A 25058-nucleotide genomic window follows, 5' to 3' on the forward strand; every position below is an offset into this window, starting at 1 on the left:
ACCACAGGCGTACGCGACAGCCGAGACAGGCCGACACTGCAAGGGGAGACAGCGCGCTCATGAGCGATGTTCTGGAGCTGGAGGACGTATCCGTGGTCCGCGAGGGCCGGGCTCTGGTGGACCAGGTCTCCTGGTCGGTCAAGGAGGGCGAGCGCTGGGCCATCCTCGGACCGAACGGCGCGGGCAAGACCACCCTCCTGAACATCGCGTCCAGCTACCTGTACCCCAGCAAGGGCACCGCCACGATCCTCGGCGACACCCTGGGCAAGGTCGACGTCTTCGAACTGCGCCCCCGCATCGGCATGGCCGGCATCGCCATGGCGGAGAAGCTCCCCCGGCGCCAGACCGTCCTGCAGACCGTGCTGACCGCCGCGTACGGCATGACGGCCACCTGGAACGAGGACTACGAGGAGGTCGACGAGCTGCGCGCCCGCGCCTTCCTCGACCGCCTCGGCATGACCGAGTACGTCGACCGCAAGTTCGGCACCCTCTCCGAGGGCGAGCGCAAGCGCACCCTCATCGCCCGTGCCCTGATGGCCGACCCCGAGCTGCTCCTCCTCGACGAGCCCGCCGCCGGCCTCGACCTCGGCGGCCGCGAGGACCTCGTACGCCGCCTCGGCCGCCTCGCCCGCGACCCGATCGCCCCCTCCATGATCATGGTCACGCACCACGTCGAGGAGATCCCCCCGGGCTTCACCCACGTCCTGATGATCCGTCAGGGCAAGGTCCTCGCCGCGGGCCCCCTGGAGCTGGAGCTCACCTCCCGCAACCTCTCCCTCTGCTTCGGCCTCCCCCTCGTCGTCGACCAGCTCGGCGAGCGCTGGACCGCCCACGGCCTGCCGCTCACCTGACCTCCAACTCCCACCCGACTTCCGCCGGCCGGACGCGCCGGGGCCACAACCCGGCCCGGGCGCACCCGACTTGGGAGCCCCCTGTACGCGATCTTTGACCGTGCGCTCTGTTCGGCGGCCCGATCGCGGTTCTACCATTGCCGATGTGGACAGCATCGACGCATGGGTGTGGTGGCTGATCGGCGCGACCGGGCTCGGGATCGCCCTCGTCGTGACCGCGATGCCCGAGTTGGGAATGCTCGCCCTGGGCGCGGTCGCCGGAGCCGTGGTCGCGGGGCTGGGCGGTGGGGTCGTACTCCAGGTCGTCGTCTTCGCGATCGCCTCCGTCGCGCTCATCGCCGTCGTCCGGCCCATCGCGGCCCGGCACAGATCGCAGCGACCACAACTCGCCACCGGGATCGACGCGTTGAAGGGCAAACACGCCGTCGTCCTGGAACGGGTCGACGGCGCGGGCGGCCGCATCAAGCTGGGCGGCGAGGTCTGGTCCGCCCGCGCGCTCGACACCGGCCAGGCTTTCGAAGTGGGCCAGGAAGTGGACGTCGTCGAGATCGAGGGAGCCACGGCGATCGTCATGTGACCTCGCACGACGTGGTCACGAGGCGATGACGCTATGGCGTGAACGCCCCACCGGGCAGGCGGTGTTCTGCCAGACTCGACCACAAGATCCTCAACGGCCTCGACAGGCATAGGATCTTCAAGATCTTGAGGACCTTCAAGATCTTCAGGAAGCGACACGGCGGAGAAGGGCTCGGGGAGCAATCGATGGAACCGATCATCATCGTCCTGATCATTCTGGTGGTGTTGGTCTTCATCGCCCTGATCAAGACCATCCAGGTGATCCCACAGGCCAGCGCGGCCATCGTCGAGCGGTTCGGCCGCTACACGCGCACACTCAACGCGGGCCTCAACATCGTGGTCCCGTTCATCGACTCCATCCGCAACCGCATCGACCTGCGTGAACAGGTCGTGCCGTTCCCGCCGCAGCCGGTGATCACCCAGGACAACCTGGTCGTGAACATCGACACGGTCATCTACTACCAGGTCACCGACGCCCGCGCCGCGACCTACGAGGTCGCCAGCTACATCCAGGCGATCGAGCAGCTCACCGTCACCACCCTGCGCAACATCATCGGTGGCATGGACCTGGAGCGGACCCTGACCTCCCGCGAGGAGATCAACGCGGCCCTGCGCGGCGTCCTCGACGAGGCCACCGGCAAGTGGGGCATCCGCGTCAACCGCGTCGAGCTGAAGGCGATCGAGCCGCCCACCTCCATCCAGGACTCGATGGAGAAGCAGATGCGCGCCGACCGTGACAAGCGCGCCGCGATCCTCACCGCCGAAGGTACGCGCCAGGCGGCCATCCTCACCGCCGAGGGTGAGAAGCAGTCCCAGATCCTGCGCGCGGAGGGCGAGGCCAAGGCCGCCGCCCTGCGCGCCGAGGGCGAGGCCCAGGCGGTACGTACGGTCTTCGAGGCCATCCACGCCGGCGACCCGGACCAGAAGCTCCTGTCCTACCAGTACCTCCAGATGCTCCCGAAGATCGCCGAGGGCGACGCCAACAAGCTCTGGATCGTCCCCAGCGAGATCGGCGACGCCCTCAAGGGCCTCTCCGGCGCCATGGGCAACTTCGGCAACCTCGGCGGCGGCCCGACCGTCCCCAGGCCGACGGACGGCAACAGCGAACGCCGCGAGAAGCCGGCGATCGACTAGGCACACGACATCGGGCCCACCCTCGAAGCAGAGGGTGGGCCCACGTCTTTGTCTCATGGCTGTCAGGGGCGCGGGGAACCGCGCGAAGCCACGACGCACCCGCAGTCCGCACACAGCAGAAGCCGAACGACGCTGGAGAGGACGGCGTTTCCGGGCGGAGCCCTACGCGGCGCCCTGCGAGAGCCAGGCGGGCAATGCATCGAAGTCATCGTGCCCCAGAGACAGCAGCATCGCATCCGCCGGCGTCGGCTCGAACGGCTGCCTCAGCAACGGCATCCCCGCCTGCTCCGGAGTCCGGTCCGCCTTGCGGTGATTGTCCTCGGCGCAAGAAGCCACCGTGTTCAGCCAGGTGTCCCCACCGCCCCGCGACCGCGGCACCACGTGGTCCACGGTCGTCGCCCGACGGCCGCAGTACGCGCACCTGTGCCTGTCCCGTACCAGCACACCCCGCCTCGACCACGGCGCTTGTCTTCGGAACGGCACCCTCACGTACCTGCAGAGCCTGATCACCCGGGGCGCCGGTATGTCGACCGCGGCTCCGCGCATGCGCAGCTCGGGGTGGGTCTGCTCGACGACGGCCTTGTCCTGCAGTACCAGCACGACGGCTCGGTTGAGCGTCACCGTCGACAGCGGCTCGAAGCTCGCGTTCAGTACCAGCGTGTCCCGCATTCCAGCCCACCTCCTGTGCCAGCCCACCCCCCGGCGGGCTTGGATCAACTCTGGCCGGGCACGCCGAGATGGACAACGCAATAAAAAATGCCCGTCTCTGATCACTTCCAAGACCAGAGACGAGCAAACGTTCAATGAACGTCCGGCTTCGTTACTTTTCCGCCACGGCGGCGTACTCACCGATGAGTTGGGCGCGGGCCAGCGTGTGGAACCGCAGGTTGAACCCGACCACCGCGGGAGAAGCGTCCGAATCCGGACCGAGCTTCTCCTGGTCCACGGCGTACACCGTGAACACGTACCGGTGCGCCGGATCGCCGGGCGGCGGCGCGGCTCCGCCGAAGTCCTTCGTCCCGTAGTCGTTGCGCGCCTGGACGGCGCCCTCGGGCAGTCCCTCGAACTTCCCCGAGCCGGCGCCCGTCGGCAACTCCGTCACCGACGCCGGGATGTCGAACACGACCCAGTGCCAGAACCCGCTCCCCGTGGGGGCGTCCGGGTCGTAGCACGTCACGGCGAAGCTCTTGGTCTCCGGCGGGAAGCCCTCCCAGCGCAGCTGCGGCGAGGTGTTCCCCTCCGCGTAGACCTGGGCGTCCTTGAGCGTGGAACCCGCCTCGACGTCCTCGCTCGCGACCGTGAAGGACGGCACGACCGGGTGGAAATCGTGGGGGAGCGGCGGCCTCTTCGGCTCGGTCACCTGGATACCTCCTGATGGATCCGGGATGGGTGTGGTTCCGGTGGTACCGAGCCTAGAACCAGCTGCGCTTGCTGCCGACCTCGGACAGCCACTGGTTGAGGTACGCCGCCCAGTCCGTGCCCTGGTAGTCGTGCAGACCCACCCTGAAGGAGCGGAACGAGTCGCTGCCCTCGCTGAACAGACCCGGCTTCTTGTCCATCTCCAGCACGACGTCCATCTCGCGCTCGTCGGCGACGAAGCTCAGCTCCACCTGGTTGAGGCCGTGGTACTGCTGCGGCGGGTAGAACTCGATCTCCTGGTAGAACGGCAGCTTCTGCCGGGTCCCCCGGATGTGCCCGCGCTCCATGTCCGCGTTCTTGAACCGGAAGCCCAGCTGGATGAAGGCGTCCAGGAGAGCCTGCTGCGCGGGCAGCGGGTGCACGTTGATGGGGTCCAGGTCACCGGAGTCGACCGCGCGCGCGATCTCCAGCTCGGTGGTCACACCGATGTGCATCCCGGGCAGCGGCTGCCCCTGGATGGTGGTGATCGGCGTCTCCCACGGGATCTCCAGCCCGAACGGCACCACGTGGACGGCCCCGGCCTTCAGCTCGAAGGCGCCACCGAGCCGCTGCTTGGTGAACTCGATGTCCTGCTTGTACTCCGCGTCCTGACCCTCGACCTCGACCTTCGCCTGCAGTCCGACGGACAGCGCCTCGATCTGCTGGTCCACGGAGCCGCCCTGGATCCGCACCTCACCCTGGACGACACCACCCGGGACGACGTTGATCTCGGTCAACACCGTCTCGACCGAAGCGCCACCGGCTCCCAGGCTCGCGAGCAGCCGCTTGAACCCCATGTCTGTTCCTCCCGTCAGGCGAAAGCCTGCGTATCTGCGTGGTTCTGTGTTCTCTGTGGTGTGGATCGCTCTGCGTGGCGCGGAGCCTTGATCCCTACAAACGCAAACCGACGACGCCCGGTTCCGCGCCCTCCAGCTCCTTCACCCTTCCAAGGAGGACGCCCCCACGCCACCCGTCGGCACGCACCCGTCTGGACTACGCTCGTACGCCATGATCGCGAGCCCCGACCGTACGCCCCTCGCCCGCGAGTTCTTCGACCGCCCCGTACTGGAGGTGGCGCCGGACCTCCTCGGGCGCATCCTCGTCCGCACCACCCCGGAGGGTCCGATCGAACTCCGTCTCACGGAAGTCGAGGCCTACGACGGAGCGAACGACCCCGGCTCCCATGCCTACCGCGGTCGCACGGCCCGCAACGGCGTGATGTTCGGCCCGCCCGGACACGTGTACGTCTACTTCACCTACGGCATGTGGCACTGCATGAACCTCGTGTGCGGCCCGGAGGGCCGGGCGAGCGCGGTCCTGCTGCGCGCCGGCGAGATCACCGAGGGCGTCGACCTCGCTCGCAAACGTCGAATCTCAGCCCGAAATGACATAGAACTGGCCAAAGGCCCGGCCCGGCTGGCCACGGCCCTGGAGGTGGACCGAGCCCTGGACGGCACGGACGCCTGCGCCCCCGAGCCCACGCCCCTGACCGTCCTGACGGGTACTCCGGTCAGCTCTGACCAGGTACTGCACGGCCCCCGCACCGGAGTCTCCGGCGACGGTGGCGTCCACCCCTGGCGCTTCTGGATCGCCAATGACCCGACGGTCAGCCCTTATCGGGCCCATGTCCCCCGCCGGCGCTCAACTTGACTCGCCCCCGGGCGATCCGTAACGTAGCCCGAGCCGCTTGAACCGGTTACGGCGATCAGCCAGCAGCCGAGAGCGGCCAACCCACTACCTACGACATCCCCTCGGCGGGGGCGAATTAGGCGTGCCCTGATTCCAGCCCGCACCACTCAATTATGAGTTGCCGAGGGAATCGGCTAACGTAGTGAATGTCGAAAGGCCGCAAGGGAAACCGCGAGGCCAATAGGCAGCCGAAAGGCAAATCCCGCCGACAGGGAATCGGATCGGAAAAGGATCTGATAGAGTCGGAAACGCAAGACAGCAAGACCGAAGGGAAACTGCCCGGAGGAAAGCCCGAGAACAGCTTGGGTGAGTACAAAGGAAGCGTCCGTTCCTTGAGAACTCAACAGCGTGCCAAAAATCAACGCCAGATATGTTGATACCCCGTCTCCAGCATCTGCTGGGACGAGGTTCCTTTGAAACAAACACAGCGAGGATGCTGTGAACCATCGGATTATTCCTCCGGTGGTTCCGCTCTCGTGGTGTCGACCCGATCACGGGTAAACATTCACGGAGAGTTTGATCCTGGCTCAGGACGAACGCTGGCGGCGTGCTTAACACATGCAAGTCGAACGATGAACCACTTCGGTGGGGATTAGTGGCGAACGGGTGAGTAACACGTGGGCAATCTGCCCTTCACTCTGGGACAAGCCCTGGAAACGGGGTCTAATACCGGATACGACACTCTCGGGCATCCGATGAGTGTGGAAAGCTCCGGCGGTGAAGGATGAGCCCGCGGCCTATCAGCTTGTTGGTGAGGTAACGGCTCACCAAGGCGACGACGGGTAGCCGGCCTGAGAGGGCGACCGGCCACACTGGGACTGAGACACGGCCCAGACTCCTACGGGAGGCAGCAGTGGGGAATATTGCACAATGGGCGAAAGCCTGATGCAGCGACGCCGCGTGAGGGATGACGGCCTTCGGGTTGTAAACCTCTTTCAGCAGGGAAGAAGCGAAAGTGACGGTACCTGCAGAAGAAGCGCCGGCTAACTACGTGCCAGCAGCCGCGGTAATACGTAGGGCGCGAGCGTTGTCCGGAATTATTGGGCGTAAAGAGCTCGTAGGCGGTCTGTCGCGTCGGATGTGAAAGCCCGGGGCTTAACCCCGGGTCTGCATTCGATACGGGCAGACTAGAGTGTGGTAGGGGAGATCGGAATTCCTGGTGTAGCGGTGAAATGCGCAGATATCAGGAGGAACACCGGTGGCGAAGGCGGATCTCTGGGCCATTACTGACGCTGAGGAGCGAAAGCGTGGGGAGCGAACAGGATTAGATACCCTGGTAGTCCACGCCGTAAACGGTGGGAACTAGGTGTTGGCGACATTCCACGTCGTCGGTGCCGCAGCTAACGCATTAAGTTCCCCGCCTGGGGAGTACGGCCGCAAGGCTAAAACTCAAAGGAATTGACGGGGGCCCGCACAAGCAGCGGAGCATGTGGCTTAATTCGACGCAACGCGAAGAACCTTACCAAGGCTTGACATACACCGGAAACGGCCAGAGATGGTCGCCCCCTTGTGGTCGGTGTACAGGTGGTGCATGGCTGTCGTCAGCTCGTGTCGTGAGATGTTGGGTTAAGTCCCGCAACGAGCGCAACCCTTGTTCTGTGTTGCCAGCATGCCCTTCGGGGTGATGGGGACTCACAGGAGACTGCCGGGGTCAACTCGGAGGAAGGTGGGGACGACGTCAAGTCATCATGCCCCTTATGTCTTGGGCTGCACACGTGCTACAATGGCAGGTACAATGAGCTGCGATGCCGTGAGGCGGAGCGAATCTCAAAAAGCCTGTCTCAGTTCGGATTGGGGTCTGCAACTCGACCCCATGAAGTCGGAGTTGCTAGTAATCGCAGATCAGCAGTGCTGCGGTGAATACGTTCCCGGGCCTTGTACACACCGCCCGTCACGTCACGAAAGTCGGTAACACCCGAAGCCGGTGGCCCAACCCGTAAGGGAGGGAGCTGTCGAAGGTGGGACTGGCGATTGGGACGAAGTCGTAACAAGGTAGCCGTACCGGAAGGTGCGGCTGGATCACCTCCTTTCTAAGGAGCATCTAGATCTCGCAAGAGATCCAGGGCCACAACGTCGGCGAACGTCCGACGGTGGTTGCTCATGGGTGGAACGTTGATTATTCGGCCGGTTTCACGGGCCGGAGGCTGTTAGTACTGCTCGCAAGAGCGTGGAAAACATGATCTCCGGACGGGACCCGGTCGGGCACGCTGTTGGGTGTCTGAGGGAATGAACTTCCTTCAGTGCCGGCCCCAGTGCACTCGAACCGCTGGTTCGGGGTGATGGGTGGTTGGTCGTTGTTTGAGAACTGCACAGTGGACGCGAGCATCTGTGGCCAAGTTTTTAAGGGCGCACGGTGGATGCCTTGGCACCAGGAACCGATGAAGGACGTGGGAGGCCACGATAGGCCCCGGGGAGTCGTCAACCAGGCTTTGATCCGGGGGTGTCCGAATGGGGAAACCCGGCAGTCGTCATGGGCTGTCACCCGCTGCTGAACACATAGGCAGTGTGGAGGGAACGCGGGGAAGTGAAACATCTCAGTACCCGCAGGAAGAGAAAACAACCGTGATTCCGGGAGTAGTGGCGAGCGAAACTGGATGAGGCCAAACCGTATGCGTGTGAGACCCGGCAGGGGTTGCGTATACGGGGTTGTGGGATCTCTCTTCTGTTGTCTGCCGGCAACAGGACGAGTCAGAAACCGTTGATGTAGGCGAAGGACATGCGAAAGGTCCGGCGTAGAGGGTAAGACCCCCGTAGCTGAAACGTCAACGGCTCGTTTGAGAGACACCCAAGTAGCACGGGGCCCGAGAAATCCCGTGTGAATCTGGCGGGACCACCCGCTAAGCCTAAATATTCCCTGGTGACCGATAGCGGATAGTACCGTGAGGGAATGGTGAAAAGTACCGCGGGAGCGGAGTGAAATAGTACCTGAAACCGTGTGCCTACAAGCCGTGGGAGCGTCGGACATCAAGCTTGCTTGGTGTCTCGTGACTGCGTGCCTTTTGAAGAATGAGCCTGCGAGTTTGCGGTGTGTTGCGAGGTTAACCCGGGTGGGGTAGCCGTAGCGAAAGCGAGTCCGAACAGGGCGGTTTTAGTAGCACGCTCAAGACCCGAAGCGGAGTGATCTAGCCATGGGCAGGTTGAAGCGGAGGTAAGACTTCGTGGAGGACCGAACCCACCAGGGTTGAAAACCTGGGGGATGACCTGTGGTTAGGGGTGAAAGGCCAATCAAACTCCGTGATAGCTGGTTCTCCCCGAAATGCATTTAGGTGCAGCGTCGTGTGTTTCTTGCCGGAGGTAGAGCACTGGATAGGCGATGGGCCCTACCGGGTTACTGACCTTAGCCAAACTCCGAATGCCGGTAAGTGAGAGCGCGGCAGTGAGACTGTGGGGGATAAGCTCCATGGTCGAGAGGGAAACAGCCCAGAGCATCGACTAAGGCCCCTAAGCGTACGCTAAGTGGGAAAGGATGTGGAGTCGCAGAGACAACCAGGAGGTTGGCTTAGAAGCAGCCACCCTTGAAAGAGTGCGTAATAGCTCACTGGTCTAGTGATTCCGCGCCGACAATGTAGCGGGGCTCAAGCGTACCGCCGAAGTCGTGTCATTCCAGCATGAGGGCCAACGCCCGCTGGGATGGGTAGGGGAGCGTCGTGTGCCGGGTGAAGCAGCCGCGGAAGCGAGTTGTGGACGGTTCACGAGTGAGAATGCAGGCATGAGTAGCGATACAAACGTGAGAAACGTTTGCGCCGATTGACCAAGGGTTCCTGGGTCAAGCTGATCTGCCCAGGGTAAGTCGGGACCTAAGGCGAGGCCGACAGGCGTAGTCGATGGATAACCGGTTGATATTCCGGTACCCGCTGTGAAGCGTCAAACATTGAACCAGGCGATGCTAAGTCCGTGAAGCCGCCCCGGATCCTTCGGGTGAAGGGGAGTGGTGGAGCCGACGAACCAGACTTGCAGTAGGTGAGTGATGGGGTGACGCAGGAAGGTAGTCCATCCCGGGCGGTGGTTGTCCCGGGGTAAGGGTGTAGGACGGTGTGTAGGTAAATCCGCACGCCATTAAGTCTGAGACCTGATGCCGAGCCGATTGTGGTGAAGTGGATGATCCTATGCTGTCGAGAAAAGCCTCTAGCGAGTTTCATGGCGGCCCGTACCCTAAACCGACTCAGGTGGTCTGGTAGAGAATACCGAGGCGTTCGGGTGAACTATGGTTAAGGAACTCGGCAAAATGCCCCCGTAACTTCGGGAGAAGGGGGGCCACACCTGGTGATCCGATTTACTCGGTGAGCTGGGGGTGGCCGCAGAGACCAGCGAGAAGCGACTGTTTACTAAAAACACAGGTCCGTGCGAAGCCGTAAGGCGATGTATACGGACTGACGCCTGCCCGGTGCTGGAACGTTAAGGGGACCGGTTAGTCACTCTTCGGGGTGGCGAAGCTGAGAACTTAAGCGCCAGTAAACGGCGGTGGTAACTATAACCATCCTAAGGTAGCGAAATTCCTTGTCGGGTAAGTTCCGACCTGCACGAATGGCGTAACGACTTCTCGACTGTCTCAACCATAGGCCCGGTGAAATTGCACTACGAGTAAAGATGCTCGTTTCGCGCAGCAGGACGGAAAGACCCCGGGACCTTTACTACAGTTTGATATTGGTGTTCGGTTCGGCTTGTGTAGGATAGCTGGGAGACTGTGAAGCTCGGACGCCAGTTCGGGTGGAGTCGTCGTTGAAATACCAGTCTGGTCGTGCTGGATGTCTAACCCGGGTCCGTGATCCGGATCGGGGACAGTGTCTGATGGGTAGTTTAACTGGGGCGGTTGCCTCCCAAAGGGTAACGGAGGCGCCCAAAGGTTCCCTCAGCCTGGTTGGCAATCAGGTGGTGAGTGTAAGTGCACAAGGGAGCTTGACTGTGAGACCGACGGGTCGAGCAGGGACGAAAGTCGGGACTAGTGATCCGGCGGTGGCTTGTGGAAGCGCCGTCGCTCAACGGATAAAAGGTACCCCGGGGATAACAGGCTGATCTTCCCCAAGAGTCCATATCGACGGGATGGTTTGGCACCTCGATGTCGGCTCGTCGCATCCTGGGGCTGGAGTCGGTCCCAAGGGTTGGGCTGTTCGCCCATTAAAGCGGTACGCGAGCTGGGTTTAGAACGTCGTGAGACAGTTCGGTCCCTATCCGCTGCGCGCGCAGGAATATTGAGAAGGGCTGTCCCTAGTACGAGAGGACCGGGACGGACGAACCTCTGGTGTGCCAGTTGTTCTGCCAAGGGCATGGCTGGTTGGCTACGTTCGGGAGGGATAACCGCTGAAAGCATCTAAGCGGGAAGCCTGCTTCGAGATGAGTATTCCCACCCACTTGATGGGGTAAGGCTCCCAGTAGACGACTGGGTTGATAGGCCAGATATGGAAGCCTGGTAACGGGTGGAGTTGACTGGTACTAATAGGCCGAGGGCTTGTCCTCAGTTGCTCGCGTCCACTGTGTTAGTTCTGAGACAACGAACAGTTGTCGGCTAGAGCTGAACCACACAACAGAAGAGTGTGCTTGTTCGCTCGAAACCATTAGGGTTTCGGTGGTCATAGCGTGAGGGAAACGCCCGGTTACATTTCGAACCCGGAAGCTAAGCCTTACAGCGCCGATGGTACTGCTGGGGGGACCCTGTGGGAGAGTAGGACGCCGCCGAACAATCTTTGGAAAGGACCCCTGGTCCCAGCGTTCAGCTGGGACCAGGGGTCCTTTTGTTTCTAGAATGTCTGCAGTACCGAAGACAGGAGTCACCATGTCCACCAACTCTCCCGACGATCGACCGGAGCGCGACCAGCGGCGACGGGACAGTGGTGACCGTGGCGGCTATCGCGGTGGACCGCGCCGAGACAACGACCGGCGCGACAACGACCGTGGTGGCTACGGCCGGCGTGACGATCGTCGTAGCGACGACCGCCGTGGGGATGACCGTCGGGGTGACGATCGAGGCGGGTTCCGGCGCGACGACCGGCGCGACGACCGTGGTGGCTTCCGCCGTGACGACAACCGTGGTGGCGGGTTCCGTGGCCGTGACGACCGTCGGGACGACCGCCGTGAGGGCGACCGGGGGCCTCGCCCCGCGTTCCGCCGCGACGACCGCCCCGGGGCGCCCCGTCGTGACGACCGGGATCGCGATCGTGGCTTCCGCCGCGACGGCGACCGGCCGGCCTTTCGTCGCGACGACCGCCGTGACGACCGTCCCCCGTTCTCTCGTGACGATCGTCGTGACGACCGGCGGGACAGCGGGGACCGTGGTGATCGTGGCGGCTTCCGTCGCGACGACCGGGACCGTGGGTTCCGTCGTGACGACCGCCCGGCTCGTCCCGAGCGTCGTGAGGGTGACCGTCCCTCGTACCACCGCGATGACGACCGCGGTGGTTTCCGCCGTGACGACAGCCGTGGTGACCAGCGCGGCGGCGGCTTCCGCGGACGCGACGACCGCGGCCGTGACGAGCGCCGTGGCGACGACCGCGGTGGGCGTCCGCCCTTCCGGCGTGACGACCGCCGCGACGGTGACCGACCGCCTTTCCGGCGTGACGACCGCCGCGACGACTTCCGTCGTGACGACCGCCGTGACGGTGACCGCGGTGACCGGCCGGCCTTCCGTCGTGACGACCGGCGTGACGACCGTCCCGCGTTCTCTCGTGACGACCGTCGTGACGACCGCCCGGCTCGTCCCGAGCGTCGTGAGGGTGACCGTCCCTCGTACCGCCGCGATGACGACCGCGGTGGTTTCCGCCGTGACGACAGCCGTGGTGACCAGCGCGGCGGCGGCTTCCGCGGGCGCGACGACAGCCGTGGGGGTGAGCGCCCCGGCGGGTTCCGTGGGCGCGACGACCGCGGCCGGGACGACCGTGGCCGTGGTCCCCGGCGGGACGACCGTGGGGGTCGGCCCGGTGGCTTCCGTGGCCGCGACGACCGGCGCGGCGGCGACGACCGACGTGGTGACGGGCGTTTCCGCGACGAGCGGGACCGGGACCGTGAGCCGATCAAGCGGCTGCCCATCCCGGAGGACGTCACCGGTGAGGAGATCGACAAGGATGTACGGCAGGAGCTCCAGAGCCTGCCGAAGACGCTCGCGGACGACGTCGCCAAGAACCTGGTGATGGTCGCGCGGCTCATCGACGAGGACCCCGAGGGCGCGTACGGCTACTCCAGGGTCGCGCTGCGGCTTGCCTCGCGTGTGGCGGCCGTACGGGAAGCGGCCGGCTTCGCCGCGTACGCGAACCAGAAGTACAGCGAGGCGCTCGCGGAGTTCCGTGCGGCCCGGCGGATGACCGGCAACGTCGAGCTGTGGCCCGTCATGGCGGACTGCGAGCGTGGTCTCGGGCGGCCCGAGAAGGCGCTCGACATGGCCGGGGCGCCCGAGGTGCACAAGCTGGACAAGGCGGGTCAGGTCGAGATGCGGCTCGTCGCGGCCGGCGCTCGGCGTGACATGGATCAGCTCGACGCGGCCATCGTGACGCTGCAGAGCCCCGAGCTGGCCTCGAACTCCGTACAGCCGTGGACCGCGCGCCTGCGGTACGCCTATGCCGACGCGTTGCTCGCGGCCGGGCGTGAGGACGAGGCCCGGGAGTGGTTCGCCAAGGCCGTCGAGGCCGACAAGGACGGCAGCACGGACGCGTCGGACCGGCTGGCGGAGATGGACGGTGTCGAGTTCGTGGACGTCCTCGTCGAGGACGAGGACGTGGACGACGACGAGGACCAGGACGACACCGCGGCCGAGAGCGTCGACGAGGACCACCGCGCTGACCTCAAGGACCACGAGGATGACGGGGACGCCGACGTGAAGGACGCGGACGCTGACGTGGACACGGACCAGGACACGGATGTCGACGTCGACGTCGACGTCGAGGGCAAGGACTGACGTCCCGGGAAGACGGTGAAGGGCGGGATCCCGTGCAGGGGTCCCGCCCTTTTGTATGGTCCGAATCGCCCGGCTCCCCGGTCACCCCGGAAGCCGCCGCTTCAGCACTCCAGCGCGCGCAGGACCAGCCCCGACGCCGGCTTGGGGCCGAACGACGTGGACTTGCGGGGCATCGTGACCCCCTGGCGGGCCAGCTCGCGTACGACCTCCTCGCGGACCGGGTGCATGAGGACGGCCGTGCCGCCGTCGCGTCGGGCCTTCTCCACCGTCGCCGCCGTGTCGTGGATGTAGGCGACATGCGCCGGGGAGTCCTCGGGGATGTGCCACACGTGGTCGAGGAGGGTGGCGTGCAGGACCGTCGCGTCCAGGGTGCGCCAGGCCGGTGGGCGGTCGGCGGGGATCGTACGGGCGAGGAGGTCCGGGTCCGGGCGGTCGACGAGGTGGAAGGGGCCGTCACCCGCGAGGACGAAGGCGTTGCCGGTGGCGGCCGCGTCCGCCAGGGCATCGAGGGCCTCGGGGAGCGCGACGTCGAGACGGCGCACGCGGAACAGGCCGTCCAGGGCGGTGAGGGCGTCCGGGAGCGGGAGTTGATGGAGGAGGCGGTGGATCGCGCGCACACGCAGGGGGTAGCGGGCGGTGTCCACCAGCAGGACCAGGCCGTAGTCCCAGGGGCTCGGGGACGGGTGCTCCGTGCGGAGCCGGAGGTAGGTCGCCCAGCGGTGGTGGCCGTCGGCTATCAGGGCCTGGTGGCGGGCCAAATCCGACTGGATCTCGGCGACGTCGGCGGGGTCGGTGACCGCCCAGAGGCGATGGCTGAAGCCGTCCTCCGTGGTCGTGGCGAGGAGCGGGGTGCGTTCCGTGGTGCGTTCGACCACGGCTGTCGCTCCGGCCCCGGTGCCGTCCCCCCGGTACGTGAGGAGCAGGGGCTCCATGTTGGTGCCGGTCGCGCGCATCAGGGCCGCGCGGTCCGCGATGACGTGGGGGATGACGTCCTCGTGGGGGAGGACCACGCCGGCGGAGGGCTCGGAGAGGCGCAGGGCGCCTATGAGACCGCGTTGGAGGATGCTGCCGTCCGCCTGCTCGTACACGTAGAGGCCGGGCTCGGGGTCGGCGGCGAGGACACCGTCGGCGAGCCAGCGGCGCAGTGTGTCGGCCGCCTGTTCGTCACGGGCGCCGGGGGTACTGGCCTGGGGGAGTATCAGGCGGACGATGTTGTGGGGATCGGCGGATTCGAGGTGGAGCAGACCGTCCGGCCGTACGACGACGTCGTACGGCGGTGATGTCACGGCGGCCAGGCTGCCGACCCGGTCGGGGTCGTAGCGAAGCCCCCGGAACGGGGTCAGTTCCAGGCCGCTGCGCGCCGGGATCTCCTCCGCGGGACCTGCGTAGTTCATTGATGCATCGTATGGGTGTCGGTGCCGTGAGGGATGATCGGGGAAAGTGACCTGACCGATTGTCGACCCATGGCCGTCCGACCCGGCCAGTGGGGCGACCGTCGGACCGAGCGAGGAGCGGAGCACGATGAGCCAGGCAGTCAGGACGCGGCCCGACGGCAGTGGGCAGGCCCTGAGCGAGGCGTACGACACGGCTCTGCTCGATCTGGACGGTGTGGTGTACGCGGGAGGGAGCGCGATCGCGTACGCCGTGGAGTCGCTGAGCACGGCGCGCGCCGGTGGTATGCACCTCGCGTACGTCACCAACAACGCGCTGCGGACGCCCGACACGGTCGCCGCGCATCTGACGGCCCTCGGCATACCGACCGAGGCCGGTGACGTCATCACCTCGGCGCAGGCCGTGGCCCGGCTGATCAGCGAGCAGCTGCCGGCCGGGGCGCGGGTGCTGGTCATCGGTGGTGAGGGGCTGCGCGTGGCGCTGCGCGAGCGGGGTCTGGAGCCGGTCGAGTCGGCGGACGACGATCCGGCGGCGGTGGTGCAGGGGTACGGCGGCCCCGAGCTGCCCTGGGGGCGGTTCGCGGAGGCCTGCTACGCCATCGCGCGCGGGGTGCCGTGGTTCGCGTCCAACACCGACCTGACGATCCCGAGCGCGCGCGGGATCGCGCCGGGCAACGGGGCGGCGGTGCAGGTGGTCCGGATCGCGACGGGCGCCGAGCCGCAGGTGGCGGGCAAGCCGCTGCCGCCGATGCACCGCGAGACGATCCTGCGGACCGGTGCCGAGCGGCCGTTGGTGGTGGGGGACCGGCTGGACACGGACATCGAGGGGGCGTTCAACGGCGGGGTCGACTCACTGCTGGTGCTGACGGGTGTCACCGACGGGGCACAGCTGCTGGCCGCGCTTCCGCAGCACCGGCCCACGTACGTCGACGCCGATCTGCGGGGCATGCTCACCGGGCAGCCGGAGGTCGTCGAGGCGGGCACCGGGTTCCGCTGCGGTGGCTGGACGGCCACGGCGGGACCGGAGCGGCTGGAACTCGACGGCGAGGGTGGGGCTCTGGACGGGCTGCGGGCGCTGTGCGCGGCGGCCTGGACGGCGGCGGGCGAGGGCTCGTGCGAGCTGGACGGGGAGAAGGCGCTGGCCCGGCTGGGACTGTGAGGGGACAGGAGGGGCTGGGACCGTCGACCGTCGTCCGTCCTCCGCGCCGCGTGCGGGGTGTTCGTGGACGCGGTCGAGCCATGAAGGGAGGGTAGGCTAACCTAACCGGGTGTTGGTCGACAGTCCTCCTGAACCGCGCGCGGAGACCGCCCCCGCGCCACCGAATCGCCGGGCGGTACGAGCCGTCGGGCTTCTCGTGGCCCTCGTGATCCTCGCCCTGGTCGCCCTGACGAGTATCGCGATCGGCGCGAAAGAACTCTCCCTGGAGCAGGTCTGGCACGGCCTGTTCGAGGACACGGGGACCTACGGCGACGCCGTGGTCGGGGAGCGGATCTCGCGCACGCTCCTCGGTCTGCTCGCGGGAGCCGCGCTCGGGCTGGCCGGTGCTGTCCTCCAGGCACTCACCCGGAACCCGCTGGCCGACCCGGGCCTGCTCGGCATCAACGCGGGCGCGTCCGCGGCCGTGGTCACCGCCATCACCTACTTCGGCGTCACCTCGCTGAGCGGGTACGTGTGGTTCGCGTTCGCCGGCGCCGCCCTGGTCGGGGCGCTGGTCTGGTTCCTCGGCGGCAGCCGCGGGGCGACTCCCGTGCGGCTGGCGCTCGCGGGTACGGCCATCAGCGCCGCGCTCTACGGCTACCTCCAGGCCGTGATGATCATGGATGACGCGGCACTCTCCAAGATGCGTTTCTGGACGGTCGGTTCGCTGGCCTCGGCGACCGACGAGACCATCACCCAGGTGCTGCCGTTCCTGGCCGTCGGTACGGTCGTCGCGCTGCTGCTCGCCCGCCCGCTGAACGCGATGGCCATGGGCGACGACACCGCCCGCGCGCTCGGCGCCAACCTCAGCCGCACCCGCGCGCTCTCCATGGCCGCCGCCACCGTGCTGTGCGGCGCCGCGACGGCGGCCTGCGGGCCGATCGTCTTCGTCGGGCTGATGGTCCCGCACGTCGTGCGGTCCTTCACCGGGCCCGACCTGCGCTGGATCCTGCCGTACGCGACCGTCCTGTCGCCGGTGCTGCTGCTCGGCGCCGACGTGCTCGGGCGCATGGTGGCGCGGCCCGCGGAACTGCAGGTCGGCATAGTCACCGCGATCCTGGGCGGTCCGGTCTTCATCTTTCTCGTACGACGGCGGAGGACGGCCCAGCTGTGAAGACGCAGGCCACGAGGGAGACCCACGTCATGAACGAGCCCGCCGGGCGCGGCCGCGCGCTCCGTACGCCCGGCGGCCTGTCCGTCCGGCTGGACGTGCGGGCGTTCACGGTCGTCGTCCTGCTGCTGTTGGCGGCGCTGACCGCGAGCGTCGTGCTGATCGGGACCGGCGACTTCCCGATCCCGGCCGACGACGTCCTGAGGACGCTGCTGGGCGACGGGGACGCGGGCCAGGAGTTCATCGTCAACGAGCTGCGGCTGCCGAGGGTTCTGGTCGGACTCCTCGTCGGGGCCTCGCTCGGGCTCGGCGGGGCGCTGTTCCAGTCCGTCTCCCGCAATCCGCTGGGCAGTCCGGACGTGCTCGGTCTCTCCCAGGGAGCCACCGCCGGGGCCCTGGTCGTGATCGTGCTGTTCTCCGGCAGCGCGAACCAGGTCGCCCTCGGGGCGCTCGTCGGCGGTCTGGTCACCGGCATCGCGATCTATGTGCTGGCCTGGAAGCGGGGCGTGCACGGCTATCGGCTGGTGCTGGTCGGCATCGGTGTCTCCGCGATCGTCACGGCGGTCAACGGCTATCTGATCACCAAGGCCGACCTCGTCGACGCGGGCCGCGCGGTCGTCTGGATGACCGGTTCCCTCGACGGCCGTGACTGGGCCCAGGTCCGGCCGCTGCTGATCATGTGCGCGATCCTCGTCCCGCTGGTGCTCGGCAACGCGCGCGGGCTGCGGATGATGGAGATGGGCGACGACGTGTCGTACGCCCTCGGGGTGAGTGTCGAGCGTGTACGGCTGCTGCTGATGGTGTCGGCCGTGCTGCTCACGGCCGGGGCCACCGCCGCCGCCGGGCCGGTCAGCTTCGTCGCCCTCACCGCGCCCCAGCTCGCCAAGCGGCTGACCCGTTCCCCGGGCCCGAACCTGGTGCCCGCGATGTGCATGGGCGCGACCCTGCTGGTCGTCGCCGACCTGGCCTCGCAGCGGGCCTTCGGGGCCGACCGGCTGCCGGTCGGCGTGGTCACCGGCGTACTCGGTGGCGTCTATCTGCTGTGGCTGCTGGTCACCGAGCGGAAGGCCGGGCGGATATGAACGAGATCGACGGTGTGTCGGCGCATGCGAACGACGGCGCTTCGGCGCATGTGAACTACAAGAGGAGCACCGTGAACCGCCTGTCCGCCGAGAACGTCACTCTCGCCTACGACCAGCGGGTCATCGCCGAACAGCTGTCGGTGGAGATTCCCGACAACTCGTTCACCGTGATCGTCGGCCCCAACGCCTGTGGCAAGTCCACGCTGCTGCGAGCCCTCTCCCGGATGCTGAAGCCGTCCCAGGGGCGGGTGCTGCTCGACGGGCAGGTCATCCAGTCGATGCCCGCGAAGAAGGTCGCCCGGACGCTCGGGCTGCTGCCGCAGTCGTCGATCGCGCCCGACGGGATCACCGTCGGCGACCTCGTGGGCCGTGGCCGGTACCCGCACCAGGGGCTGCTGCGGCAGTGGTCGGCCGAGGACGAGCGGATCGTCCGGGAGTCCATGGAGTCGACCGGGGTCGCCGAGCTGGCCGACCGCTACGTCGACGAGCTGTCCGGAGGGCAGCGCCAGCGGGTCTGGATCGCCATGGCGCTCGCCCAGCAGACCCCGCTGCTGCTGCTCGACGAGCCGACCACCTTCCTCGACATCCAGCACCAGATCGACGTGCTCGACCTGTGCGCCGAACTCCACGAGGAGCAGGGGCGCACGCTGGTCGCCGTACTGCACGACCTCAACCACGCCGCCCGCTACGCCACCCACCTCATCGCCCTGCGCGGCGGCTCGGTGATCGCCGAGGGCGCCCCCTCCGAGATCGTCACGGCGGAGCTGGTCGAGGAGGTGTTCGGACTGCGCTGCCAGGTCATCGACGACCCGGAGACGGGCACCCCCTTGGTGGTACCGGCGGCGCGCAAGGCACGGTCCGGCGAGTCGAGGGCCGAGAAGGTGACGGCCGCTAGAGGAGCTTCCTGAGCTGGAGCAGGTCGCGGAAGCCCGCCTCCAGCTTGACTCGGCCCGAACCCCAGGCCTTGGCGAAGTTCAGTTCCCCGTCGACCAGGGCCACCAGGTCGTCGCCCGTCATCGCGAGCCGGATCTGCGCCTTCTCGGCGGGCGGTCCCTGAAGGGTGTCGTGCACCTCGATCCGGCCCTCGCGCATCCGGCCCACGAAGGTGACGTCGAGATCCTTGATGTGGCAGCTCACCGAACGGTCGAGGGCCGTCGCCTCGCGCACGTGTCCGTCGGCGCCTGCCATGTTGTCCGAGAGCTTTTCGAGCGCGGCGCGGCACTCATCGATCGTTGCCATCGCGACCGACGGTACCCCAGAGCTTCGCGGTAGCGTCTGGGCATGAGCGACTCTTTGCGCGAGGTCGTGGCGGAGGCGGACGCGGCGGTTCCGGAGCCGCCGGCGGAGGTCGGGCCCGAGGACGACCCCGCCGCCCCGGCCCCGCTGGACGTTCCCCGCACCGCCACCGGCCACCCGGAGGTCGACACGGCCCTCGACCGGCTGGCCGACACCGACCACCTCGCCACCGACGGCCATGTGGAGGTGTACGAGGATGTACACCGAGGGCTGCGCGACGCGCTCACCGCGCTCGACGCCCGCCCGGGACCTCCGGTTCCCACCCGTCACCCGACCACCACCCCTCAATGAGACCCTTCGGGTCACACCTATCGATCGCCGCACGAGAGCAGGAGCTGAACCGAACGTGGCAGGAGTCGCACGCCGTCGTCTGGACGCCGAACTGGTCCGGCGGAAGCTCGCGCGGTCGCGTGAGCACGCGAGCCAGCTGATCGCCGCCGGTCGGGTCACCGTCGGCAGGACCGTCGCGACCAAGTCCGCCACCCAGGTGGAGACCGCCGCCGCGATCGTGGTCGTGAGCGACGACAGCGACCCCGAGTACGTGTCCCGGGGCGGTCACAAGCTCGCGGGCGCGCTGGAGGTCTTCGTCCCGCGGGGGCTGGCCGTCGAGGGGCGGAGGGCGCTGGACGCCGGAGCCTCCACCGGCGGGTTCACCGACGTACTGCTGCGGGCCGGGGCCGCGCACGTCGTCGCCGTGGACGTGGGATACGGACAACTCGCCTGGACCTTGCAGAGCGATGAACGCGTCACCGTCAAGGACCGTACGAACGTACGCGAGTTGACGCTCGAAGCGATCGATGGGAAGCCTGTGGATCTTGTCGTGGGGGATCTGTCCTTCATCCCGCTCGGCCTGGTGCTGCCCGCCCTGGTGCGGTGCGTGAAGCCGGACGCCGATCTGGTGATGATGGTCAAGCCGCAGTTCGAGGTGGGGAAGGAGCGGCTGGGCAGTGGGGGAGTCGTACGGAGTCCGGAGCTGCGCGCCGAGGCGGTGCGCGAGGTGGCCCGGCGGGCCGGGGAGCTGGGGCTCGGGGTGAAGGGTGTGACGGCCAGTCCGCTGCCCGGTCCCTCGGGCAATGTCGAGTACTTTCTGTGGCTGCGTGCCGGGGCACCCGCGCTGGACCCGGCCGACGTCGACCGAGCAGTGGCGGAGGGGCCGCGGTGACTCAGGACCGATCTCGAACTGTCTTCCTGCTCACCCACACCGGGCGGCCGGCGGCGATCCGCAGTGCCGAACTCGTCGTCAAGGGGCTGCTGCACCACGGCATCGTCGTGCGCGTCCTGGAGTACGAGGCCGAGGACATCCCGCTGCCGGAGGAGGTGGAACTCGTCAAGGAGGCCACCCCGCAGTGCCTCGACGGGTGCGAGCTGCTCATCGTCCTGGGTGGTGACGGCACGCTGCTGCGCGGCGCCGAGTTCGCCCGCGCGTCCGGGGTGCCGATGCTCGGCGTCAACCTCGGCAGCGTCGGCTTCCTCGCGGAGGCCGAGCGGGACGACCTCGACAAGGTCGTCGACCGCGTGGTGACCAAGTCCTACGAGGTCGAGGAGCGGATGACCGTCGATGTCGTCGTTCACCAGAACGGGGACATCGTCCACACGGACTGGGCGCTCAACGAGGCGGCCGTGCAGAAGGCCGGCGCCGAGAAGCTGCTCGAAGTCGTCCTGGAGATCGACGGGCGGCCGGTGACCGGGTTCGGGTGCGACGGCATCGTGCTGTCGACCCCGACCGGGTCGACGGCGTACGCGTTCTCGGCGGGCGGGCCCGTGGTGTGGCCCGAGGTCGAGGCGCTGCTGATGGTGCCGATCTCCGCGCACGCGCTGTTCGCCAAGCCGTTGGTGACGTCGCCGAACTCGGTGCTGGCGGTGGAGGTGCTGCCGCACATTCCGCCGGGCGTGCTGTGGTGCGACGGGCGGCGGACCGTCGAGCTGCCGCCGGGGGCGCGGGTGGAGGTGCGGCGGGGGGCCGTGCCGGTGCGGCTGGCTCGGTTGCACCACGCGTCGTTCACGGATCGGCTGGTGGCGAAGTTCGCGCTGCCCGTTTCCGGGTGGCGGGGGGCTCGGCACTAGCGCGACGTGGGGGGCGGGGACCGTCAGTGGCTGCGGGTTTGTCGTGGTTGCTCGCGCAGTTCCCCGCGCCCCTGAGGGCGCGCTGTAGCTCGCCGGGGTGACATAGGTGCCGGGGGGCGTCGCGGTCTCCCTCCCCGACCTCGTAAGGTCGTGTCCGTGTTGGAGGAGATGCGGATACGGTCGCTCGGAGTCATCGACGACGCTGTCGTCGAGTTGTCGCCCGGCTTCACCGCCGTGACGGGTGAGACGGGCGCGGGCAAGACCATGGTGGTCACCAGCCTCGGCCTGCTGCTCGGCGGGCGGGCGGACCCGGCGCTCGTGCGGATCGGTGCGAAGAACGCCGTCGTGGAGGGCCGGATCGCCGTGCCCGAGGGCGCGGCGGCGGCGGTCCGGGCCGAGGAGGCCGGGGCCGAACTCGACGACGGGGCGCTGCTGATCAGCCGTACCGTGTCCGCCGAGGGACGGTCCCGGGCGCACCTGGGCGGGCGGTCCGTCCCCGTGGGCATGCTCGCCGAGCTGGCCGACGAACTCGTCGCCGTGCACGGGCAGACCGACCAGCAGGGGCTGCTGAAGCTGTCCCGGCAGCGGGCTGCGCTCGACCGGTACGCGGGCGACGCGGTGGCCGTACCGCTCACGAAGTACGGCGAGGCCTACCGGCGGCTGCGGGCCGTGGCGACCGAACTCGACGAGATCGTCACCCGTGCGCGGGAGCGGGCCCAGGAAGCCGACATGCTGCGGTACGGCCTGGACGAGATCGCCGGCGTCGAACCCCGGGCCGGCGAGGACGTGGAACTGGCCGAGGAGGCCGAGCGGCTCGGGCACGCGGAGGCGCTGGCCTCCGCTGCGGCGGCCGCGCACGCCGCGCTCGCGGGCAATCCCGAGGACCCGGAGGGCGTGGACGCCACCACCCTCGTCGCGGGCGCGCACCGCGCGCTGGAGGCCGTGCGGGCGCACGACCCGGCGCTGGCCGTGCTCGCCGAGCGGATCGGGGAGGTCGGGATCCTGCTGGGCGATGTGGCGGGCGAGCTGGCGGGGTACGCCGACGACCTGGACGCCGACCCGCTGCGGCTCGCGGCCGTCGAGGAGCGGCGGGCCGCGCTGACGGCGCTGACGCGCAAGTACGGCCGGTACGGAGAGGACATCGCCTCGGTGCTGTCGTGGGCCGAGGAGGGCGCTCAGCGGCTCACCGAACTCGACGGCGACGACGAGCGCATCGAGGAGCTGACCGCCGAGCGGGACGCGCTGCGGGGCGAGTTGGGGGGCCTCGCCCAGGCGTTGACGGACGCCCGTGCCGAGGCCGCCGAGCGGTTCGCCGCGGCCGTCACCGCCGAGCTGGCCTCGCTCGCCATGCCGCACGCGCGCGTGTCGTTCGAGATCCGGCAGACGGACGACCCCGAGGGCGTCGAGGTGGGCGGGCGTACGGTCGCGTACGGGCCCTCCGGCGCGGACGAGGTCGAGCTGCTGCTCGCGCCGCATCCGGGGGCGCCGCCGAGGCCCATCGCCAAGGGCGCGTCCGGTGGTGAGCTGTCGCGGGTGATGCTGGCCGTGGAGGTGGTGTTCGCGGGGACGGACCCCGTGCCGACGTATCTCTTCGACGAGGTCGACGCCGGTGTCGGCGGCAAGGCCGCGGTCGAGATCGGCCGGCGGCTCGCTCGTCTCGCCCGATCGGCGCAGGTCGTGGTGGTCACGCACCTGCCGCAGGTGGCGGCCTTCGCGGACCGGCAGTTGCTGGTGGAGAAGACCAACGACGGTTCGGTGACCCGGTCCGGTGTGAAGATCCTGGAGGGCGAGGAGCGGGTGCGCGAGCTGTCGCGCATGCTCGCCGGCCAGGAGGACTCGGAGACGGCCCGGGCCCACGCGGAGGAACTGCTGGCGGCGGCCCGCGCGGACGCCTAGGCGGGACGGGCAGGCGCCCGGACGGGAGGAGTCGATGCCCGGAGACGGGACGGTCGGTGACGCCCTGGCGGGACGCGAGTCGTGTGGAGGGGCAACCTCGTGCGGGAGTTCACTCTTGTGGGTGACGCTGGGTCCGGGGTTGCCCGCCCCTCCGGCCCGTGCCCCGTCCGGCTGTCCCGGAACACCCTTGCGGCCTGGCATCCTTGGACAGGAACGACGTAGCGGGACGTGCTGCGTGGACCGTGCGGAAGCACCTCGTACGGGCCACTCCCACCGCGGGACCCTTCTGCACGTTCCTTCGTGACCGTCCGACCCCGAACCAGGAGCCCCGGCCACGTGAGCCACGTGAGCAGCCACTCACCACACGGCCAGTCGCCGCTGCGGACCGTGCAAGTGCTCGGCGGCGGCAGCGCGGTGAGCAGCGCGCATGTGCGATCGCTGGCCTCGGGGCTGGTCGCCAGGGGCGTGCGGGTCACCGTCTGCGCCCCCAGTGAGACGGACGGGCAGTACGACTTCACCGGCGTCGGCGCCCGCCACGTCCATGTGCCCCGCAGCAGCGACCCGGCCTCGGTGGCCAGTCTGCGCGGCGCCTTCGCCGACGCCGACCTGGTGCACGCGCACGGACTGCACGCCGGCTTCCGCGCCACCCTCGCGCTCGGCCGGCGCACCACCCCGCTCGTCGTCACCCTGCACACGCGGTCGTACGCCGAGGGCGCGCGGGCGCATCTGCTGCGGCTGCTGGAGCGGCGGGTCGCCAAGGCCGCCGCCGTGGTGCTCGGCACCTCCTCCGACCTGGTCGACCGGGCCCGCAGCCGGGGCGCGCGCGACGCCCGGCTCGCCGCCGTCGCGCTGCCGGTGCCGCGCCCGACCGTCCCCGGTGGGGATCCGGACCGGCCCGCGTCCAAGGTCAGGGCCGAACTGGGCGCCACGGAACGCCCGTTGCTCATGGCCGTCGGCACGCTCGACCGCCGACGGGGGTACGACACCCTGCTCGACGCCGCCCGTCGGTGGCGCGGTCTCGACCCGGCGCCGCTGGTCGTCGTCGCGGGCGAGGGGCCGCTGCGGGGCACGCTGCAGCGGCGTATCGAGGACGAGGAACTGCCGGTTCGGCTCGTCGGGCGGCGCGACGACGTCTCCGAACTGATCGCGGCCGCCGACCTCGCGCTGCTGCCCGGTGGTGCCGAGGGCCGCTCGGTCCTCGCGCAGGAGGCGCTCCACGCGCGCGTGCTGCTGGTCGCCGCCGCCGTCGGATCGGTGCCCGACCTGGTCGGCGACGGCGCGGAACTCGTCCCGTACGGCGACGCCGAGGCGCTGGCCGGGGCCGTCGAGCGCCTCCTCTGCGACCCCGCCCGGTGCGAGACGCTGCGGGAGCGCGGCACCCGGCAGGCGGCCACCTGGCCGACCGAGGACGAGACGGTGGCCCAGGTGCTCAGCGTGTACGACGAGTTGACGCGGCTCAGGCCCCTGACCTGACGGTCGCGAGGGGCCGG

At 68.3% G+C, this 25058-nt stretch carries 19 protein-coding genes and 3 rRNA genes; 17 read left to right on the top strand and 5 right to left on the bottom strand.

Annotated elements, in window-relative coordinates; all coding sequences use genetic code 11:
* Nucleotides 1-59 precede the first annotated feature (59 nt).
* From ACZ9QC_RS33185 to ACZ9QC_RS33195, 3 genes are all read left to right on the top strand, one after another.
* Nucleotides 60-851 carry an ABC transporter ATP-binding protein gene (locus ACZ9QC_RS33185; protein WP_184895826.1) on the top strand — a complete coding sequence of 264 codons (792 nt, stop codon included), beginning with the start codon at nucleotides 60-62 and terminating at the stop codon, nucleotides 849-851.
* 145 nt (nucleotides 852-996) lie between these two features.
* A complete protein-coding gene (locus ACZ9QC_RS33190; RefSeq protein ID WP_472916473.1) occupies nucleotides 997-1428 on the top strand; it encodes an NfeD family protein in 432 nt (143 codons plus the stop codon).
* A 185-nt stretch (nucleotides 1429-1613) separates the two neighbouring features.
* Nucleotides 1614-2561: an SPFH domain-containing protein gene (locus ACZ9QC_RS33195; protein ID WP_467318447.1), complete on the top strand. Its 948-nt coding sequence runs from the start codon at nucleotides 1614-1616 to the stop codon at nucleotides 2559-2561.
* Nucleotides 2562-2723: 162 nt separating this feature from the next.
* Here the strand turns inward: ACZ9QC_RS33195 and ACZ9QC_RS33200 are convergent, their stop codons facing one another.
* From ACZ9QC_RS33200 to ACZ9QC_RS33210, 3 genes are all read right to left on the bottom strand, one after another.
* Complete coding sequence (locus tag ACZ9QC_RS33200; protein ID WP_033529234.1) at nucleotides 2724-3230, bottom strand: HNH endonuclease; 507 nt, start codon at nucleotides 3228-3230, stop codon at nucleotides 2724-2726.
* Nucleotides 3231-3381: 151 nt separating this feature from the next.
* The gene (locus ACZ9QC_RS33205) at nucleotides 3382-3921 is read right to left on the bottom strand and encodes a YbhB/YbcL family Raf kinase inhibitor-like protein (protein WP_217177205.1); all 540 of its coding nucleotides are present in this window, start codon (nucleotides 3919-3921) and stop codon (nucleotides 3382-3384) included.
* Nucleotides 3922-3973: 52 nt separating this feature from the next.
* Nucleotides 3974-4756: a sporulation protein gene (locus tag ACZ9QC_RS33210; RefSeq protein WP_472916474.1), complete on the bottom strand. Its 783-nt coding sequence runs from the start codon at nucleotides 4754-4756 to the stop codon at nucleotides 3974-3976.
* Nucleotides 4757-4967: 211 nt separating this feature from the next.
* On the opposite strand from ACZ9QC_RS33210, the gene ACZ9QC_RS33215 reads away from it, so the two are divergent.
* The 5 genes from ACZ9QC_RS33215 to ACZ9QC_RS33235 all read left to right on the top strand — a co-directional run bounded on the left by ACZ9QC_RS33215 (nucleotide 4968) and on the right by ACZ9QC_RS33235 (nucleotide 13530).
* Nucleotides 4968-5609 carry a DNA-3-methyladenine glycosylase gene (locus ACZ9QC_RS33215; protein ID WP_472916475.1) on the top strand — a complete coding sequence of 214 codons (642 nt, stop codon included), beginning with the start codon at nucleotides 4968-4970 and terminating at the stop codon, nucleotides 5607-5609.
* Between the two features lie 543 nt (nucleotides 5610-6152).
* Nucleotides 6153-7678: ribosomal RNA gene (locus tag ACZ9QC_RS33220) — 16S ribosomal RNA — on the top strand.
* A gap of 300 nt (nucleotides 7679-7978) precedes the next feature.
* Nucleotides 7979-11102, top strand: a 23S ribosomal RNA gene (locus ACZ9QC_RS33225).
* Nucleotides 11103-11207: 105 nt separating this feature from the next.
* Nucleotides 11208-11324: ribosomal RNA gene (gene rrf, locus ACZ9QC_RS33230) — 5S ribosomal RNA — on the top strand.
* The 16S, 23S and 5S rRNA genes sit together here, the layout of an rRNA operon.
* A 1336-nt stretch (nucleotides 11325-12660) precedes the next feature.
* On the top strand, nucleotides 12661-13530 hold the full coding sequence (locus ACZ9QC_RS33235) for a tetratricopeptide repeat protein (RefSeq protein ID WP_472921880.1): 870 nt from the start codon (nucleotides 12661-12663) through the stop codon (nucleotides 13528-13530).
* A 101-nt stretch (nucleotides 13531-13631) separates the two neighbouring features.
* Here ACZ9QC_RS33235 and ACZ9QC_RS33240 read toward each other — a convergent pair whose 3' ends face one another.
* Nucleotides 13632-14924 carry a DUF1015 domain-containing protein gene (locus ACZ9QC_RS33240; RefSeq protein WP_472916476.1) on the bottom strand — a complete coding sequence of 431 codons (1293 nt, stop codon included), beginning with the start codon at nucleotides 14922-14924 and terminating at the stop codon, nucleotides 13632-13634.
* 127 nt (nucleotides 14925-15051) lie between these two features.
* On the opposite strand from ACZ9QC_RS33240, the gene ACZ9QC_RS33245 reads away from it, so the two are divergent.
* The 4 genes from ACZ9QC_RS33245 to ACZ9QC_RS33260 all read left to right on the top strand — a co-directional run bounded on the left by ACZ9QC_RS33245 (nucleotide 15052) and on the right by ACZ9QC_RS33260 (nucleotide 19220).
* Nucleotides 15052-16080, top strand: a complete 1029-nt coding sequence (locus ACZ9QC_RS33245) for an HAD hydrolase-like protein (RefSeq protein WP_472916477.1) — start codon at nucleotides 15052-15054, stop codon at nucleotides 16078-16080.
* 109 nt (nucleotides 16081-16189) lie between these two features.
* Entirely contained in the window at nucleotides 16190-17233 is a 1044-nt protein-coding gene (locus ACZ9QC_RS33250) for a FecCD family ABC transporter permease (protein WP_472916478.1), read from the top strand.
* Nucleotides 17234-17262: 29 nt separating this feature from the next.
* A complete protein-coding gene (locus ACZ9QC_RS33255) occupies nucleotides 17263-18312 on the top strand; it encodes a FecCD family ABC transporter permease (RefSeq protein WP_472916479.1) in 1050 nt (349 codons plus the stop codon).
* Nucleotides 18309-19220: an ABC transporter ATP-binding protein gene (locus ACZ9QC_RS33260; RefSeq protein ID WP_472916480.1), complete on the top strand. Its 912-nt coding sequence runs from the start codon at nucleotides 18309-18311 to the stop codon at nucleotides 19218-19220. The genes ACZ9QC_RS33255 and ACZ9QC_RS33260 overlap by 4 nt, the downstream gene beginning before the upstream one ends.
* Here ACZ9QC_RS33260 and ACZ9QC_RS33265 read toward each other — a convergent pair.
* On the bottom strand, nucleotides 19204-19551 hold the full coding sequence (locus tag ACZ9QC_RS33265) for an SCP2 sterol-binding domain-containing protein (protein ID WP_472916481.1): 348 nt from the start codon (nucleotides 19549-19551) through the stop codon (nucleotides 19204-19206). The genes ACZ9QC_RS33260 and ACZ9QC_RS33265 overlap by 17 nt on opposite strands.
* 42 nt (nucleotides 19552-19593) lie before the next feature.
* Between ACZ9QC_RS33265 and ACZ9QC_RS33270 the strand changes: the two genes are divergently transcribed.
* The 5 genes from ACZ9QC_RS33270 to ACZ9QC_RS33290 all read left to right on the top strand — a co-directional run bounded on the left by ACZ9QC_RS33270 (nucleotide 19594) and on the right by ACZ9QC_RS33290 (nucleotide 25041).
* Nucleotides 19594-19899 carry a hypothetical protein gene (locus ACZ9QC_RS33270; RefSeq protein WP_472916482.1) on the top strand — a complete coding sequence of 102 codons (306 nt, stop codon included), beginning with the start codon at nucleotides 19594-19596 and terminating at the stop codon, nucleotides 19897-19899.
* A 55-nt stretch (nucleotides 19900-19954) separates the two neighbouring features.
* The gene (locus ACZ9QC_RS33275) at nucleotides 19955-20770 is read left to right on the top strand and encodes a TlyA family RNA methyltransferase (protein WP_472916483.1); all 816 of its coding nucleotides are present in this window, start codon (nucleotides 19955-19957) and stop codon (nucleotides 20768-20770) included.
* Nucleotides 20767-21672, top strand: a complete 906-nt coding sequence (locus tag ACZ9QC_RS33280) for an NAD kinase (RefSeq protein ID WP_033528902.1) — start codon at nucleotides 20767-20769, stop codon at nucleotides 21670-21672. The genes ACZ9QC_RS33275 and ACZ9QC_RS33280 overlap by 4 nt, the downstream gene beginning before the upstream one ends.
* A 168-nt stretch (nucleotides 21673-21840) precedes the next feature.
* Complete coding sequence (gene recN / locus ACZ9QC_RS33285; RefSeq protein ID WP_472921881.1) at nucleotides 21841-23568, top strand: DNA repair protein RecN; 1728 nt, start codon at nucleotides 21841-21843, stop codon at nucleotides 23566-23568.
* A 336-nt stretch (nucleotides 23569-23904) separates the two neighbouring features.
* Nucleotides 23905-25041 carry a glycosyltransferase family 4 protein gene (locus ACZ9QC_RS33290; protein ID WP_472916484.1) on the top strand — a complete coding sequence of 379 codons (1137 nt, stop codon included), beginning with the start codon at nucleotides 23905-23907 and terminating at the stop codon, nucleotides 25039-25041.
* Nucleotides 25042-25058 lie beyond the last annotated feature (17 nt).

Source organism: Streptomyces sp. HUAS MS02, from assembly GCF_055702265.1.

Excerpts from the sequence above, each read along its gene's own strand:
- ACZ9QC_RS33185 (WP_184895826.1), top strand. The coding sequence starts at position 60 with ATGAGCGATGTTCTGGAGCTGGAGGACGTATCCGTGGTCCGCGAGGGC.
- ACZ9QC_RS33195 (WP_467318447.1), top strand. The coding sequence starts at position 1,614 with ATGGAACCGATCATCATCGTCCTGATCATTCTGGTGGTGTTGGTCTTC.
- ACZ9QC_RS33200 (WP_033529234.1), bottom strand. The coding sequence starts at position 3,230 with ATGCGGGACACGCTGGTACTGAACGCGAGCTTCGAGCCGCTGTCGACG.
- ACZ9QC_RS33210 (WP_472916474.1), bottom strand. The coding sequence starts at position 4,756 with ATGGGGTTCAAGCGGCTGCTCGCGAGCCTGGGAGCCGGTGGCGCTTCG.
- ACZ9QC_RS33215 (WP_472916475.1), top strand. The coding sequence starts at position 4,968 with ATGATCGCGAGCCCCGACCGTACGCCCCTCGCCCGCGAGTTCTTCGAC.
- ACZ9QC_RS33240 (WP_472916476.1), bottom strand. The coding sequence starts at position 14,924 with ATGAACTACGCAGGTCCCGCGGAGGAGATCCCGGCGCGCAGCGGCCTG.
- ACZ9QC_RS33245 (WP_472916477.1), top strand. The coding sequence starts at position 15,052 with ATGAGCCAGGCAGTCAGGACGCGGCCCGACGGCAGTGGGCAGGCCCTG.
- ACZ9QC_RS33255 (WP_472916479.1), top strand. The coding sequence starts at position 17,263 with ATGAACGAGCCCGCCGGGCGCGGCCGCGCGCTCCGTACGCCCGGCGGC.
- ACZ9QC_RS33260 (WP_472916480.1), top strand. The coding sequence starts at position 18,309 with ATGAACGAGATCGACGGTGTGTCGGCGCATGCGAACGACGGCGCTTCG.
- ACZ9QC_RS33265 (WP_472916481.1), bottom strand. The coding sequence starts at position 19,551 with ATGGCAACGATCGATGAGTGCCGCGCCGCGCTCGAAAAGCTCTCGGAC.
- ACZ9QC_RS33270 (WP_472916482.1), top strand. The coding sequence starts at position 19,594 with ATGAGCGACTCTTTGCGCGAGGTCGTGGCGGAGGCGGACGCGGCGGTT.
- recN (WP_472921881.1), top strand. The coding sequence starts at position 21,841 with ATGCGGATACGGTCGCTCGGAGTCATCGACGACGCTGTCGTCGAGTTG.